Here is a 2,244-nt window from a genome sequence, read left to right as displayed (position 1 = left end):
GCCCAGAACGTGAAGTGTTCATCTCTGAGTTGGAAAAAGCCATTCCTTACTATCGCTTTCGTCACGCCGTTAAACCTGGGGTAACTGGCCTAGCTCAAGTAAAATACCCTTACGGCGCATCGGTAGAAGACGCTATTTGGAAGCATAAATACGATGTCTACTATATCAAACACCAAAACTGGATGATGGAAGTGAAGATTCTTTTCCTTACAGTCAAAACGGTGTTATTTGGGATGGGTCGCTAAAACACGGCGAAGTTAATCGAACGGATCACAGGTATAAAAAGAGCAGCGCCTTACGGTCGCTGCTCTTTTTGTGTGTATATTCTGTAAGCTCTATCGAGGATTAAGGAAACTAAGATTTGCGCTTAGTTCGGTGTTTCATCGTACCTTTAACGGCGTAGACAGAAAATGTAAATAGGCTTCTTGGCAAGCTCAAGCCTACTACGTCTCTGTAGAACTTCCATTGATATGACAAAACGCTAAATTTGTTAGCTGTCATACCACTATCCATCCGATACTTTGCTAATGGCTTAGGTAGACAGTACGCTTTAGGAGTATCTTTCAGTATATCTAACCACAATCCCATATCCTGACGTTTACGAATAAGAGGCATATAGCGCTTACCGAGTGCCTGTGCATCATAAACGGCGGTCAGGCACCCGATAACATTACTATACATAAGTTTTTTATACGTTGTATATTCGGGAGCAGTTACAACACTCAGCTCTTCTTCACTAGTAAAACGGCTGTAGTGAGTGTATGTGAGTGGGTAGTTATTCTCCAGCATGAATGGAATTTGCTCTGCTAGTTTGTCTTCTGTCCAAAGGTCGTCAGAATCCAAAAAAGCAATAAAGCGGCCTTTTGCTTTTTTTATAGCAAAATTCCGGCTCGCTCCTGCACCTAGGTTTTCTTTGTTCTGATATACACGAATGTTATCGTATTTATCAGCATATGTTTGAATGACTTGCCAAGTATTATCGGTAGATCTGTCATCTACTATTATAAGCTCCCAGTTTTTATAAGTTTGGGATAGTACACTTTGAATACTTTCTAAAATGGTGCCATCAGAGTTATATGAAGGCATGATTATAGAAACAAGGGATTGGCTCTTTTGCATTATACTGACTTTTTAATCATCCATACTTATACAAGTTAATTAAACTAGAGGTTATCCCCAGAACACTTCTGAGGATAATTGCTATCATTTAACTTTCTTAAAGATTTCAGCCCACATTGCTTCTGTTTGAGCTTTGTACTCTGAAATTTTCTCAGTATATATCGTTTCTTCTATTGTGCTGATGGAGTCTGACAATGCTACTTTAAGTTCTTCTTTGGACCACTCTGGTGTTGCTAAGAATTGAGCACGATTGTATTCAGCAAAAAGATTCTCGTATTTATGGCTCCAGCTCGTACCTACACAAGGAATACCTTGAGTTAATGCACTTACACAACCATGGAAGCGAGAACAAATAATGCCTCGGCTTGAGCCAATCAAACCTTTTACTTTTAAAGGGTTGGTCTCTTGAATAATTTCAATCGGATGAGATGTTGTTGCTTGCACTTTTTCACACAGCTCACCATCGTGCTTGCCTTCATGGTTCAGCAGTACTGGCGTAAAGCCTAGATCAACAATGTTATCAACAGATTCTACTAAGAAATCTAGGTAGCGTGATTTCCAGGTAGTATTGGTGTTGCGCTCGTTTACCATATTGTAGTTAGGGATGATAAACACAGTGTTGTTGTATTTCGCGTAATCTTCTTCAAGCTCACCTTTCACAAGGTTCGTAAAGTCAGGCGCAATTTTTAACTTGGATGTATCTTCAAGGTGAGGTCGAATACCATCAAAACTGCTTTGCTCTCGAGCGAAAATAAGTGTGGCCTCACTAAAACCCTCCTTCACTGCTGTTTGTTTATCTGCATCAGTGAATGGACCTAAAGCTTGCGGCATAAAAATGAACTTTTTATCATGCTTAACCAGTCTTTTAACCTCTTTAGCTACCGCTTCAAGGTGTTTGGTGGGCCATTGATCGCCATAAGCAAAACCAGATGCATCCAACACTACGTCAACGTCTGCTTCCGTAACAATACCCCAATTAGTTTTTAGCCACTTTCTAACTTTAGACGGTAGGTAGTATGACAGCTCATTTAGGTCCAAAAAGCGCTTTTTCAAAGACAGCTTCTGATAAGCATTAACCTCGGCACGCGCTTTATATGGCGAATTGCCATTAGGTGCCAACACAAT

General features: G+C 40.3%; 3 protein-coding genes. 1 reads left to right on the top strand and 2 read right to left on the bottom strand.

The genetic code is table 11. The features are described 5' to 3' along the window. The coding region (locus IQR33_RS27765) for a sugar transferase (RefSeq protein WP_193844241.1) at positions 1-245 on the top strand (245 nt) is incomplete at its 5' end. Between the two features lie 109 nt (positions 246-354). On the opposite strand, the gene IQR33_RS27760 is transcribed toward IQR33_RS27765, so the two are convergent. Together IQR33_RS27760 and IQR33_RS27755 are read right to left on the bottom strand one after the other, a co-directional pair. Continuing rightward, positions 355-1,119 carry a glycosyltransferase family 2 protein gene (locus IQR33_RS27760; protein ID WP_042522623.1) on the bottom strand — a complete coding sequence of 255 codons (765 nt, stop codon included), beginning with the start codon at positions 1,117-1,119 and terminating at the stop codon, positions 355-357. Between the two features lie 84 nt (positions 1,120-1,203). Continuing rightward, the coding region (locus tag IQR33_RS27755; protein ID WP_228014188.1) for a polysaccharide pyruvyl transferase family protein at positions 1,204-2,244 on the bottom strand (1,041 nt) is incomplete at its 5' end.

The organism is Vibrio sp. OPT46, assembly GCF_015163535.1.
GTDB classification, from domain to species: domain Bacteria; phylum Pseudomonadota; class Gammaproteobacteria; order Enterobacterales; family Vibrionaceae; genus Vibrio; species Vibrio alginolyticus.
Note: the sequence above shows the minus strand (reverse complement) of the source record. Positions and strands in the feature narration are given on the sequence as shown.

Coding starts and splice junctions, on each gene's coding strand:
- IQR33_RS27760 (WP_042522623.1), bottom strand. CDS start 1,119: ATGCAAAAGAGCCAATCCCTTGTTTCTATAATCATGCCTTCATATAAC.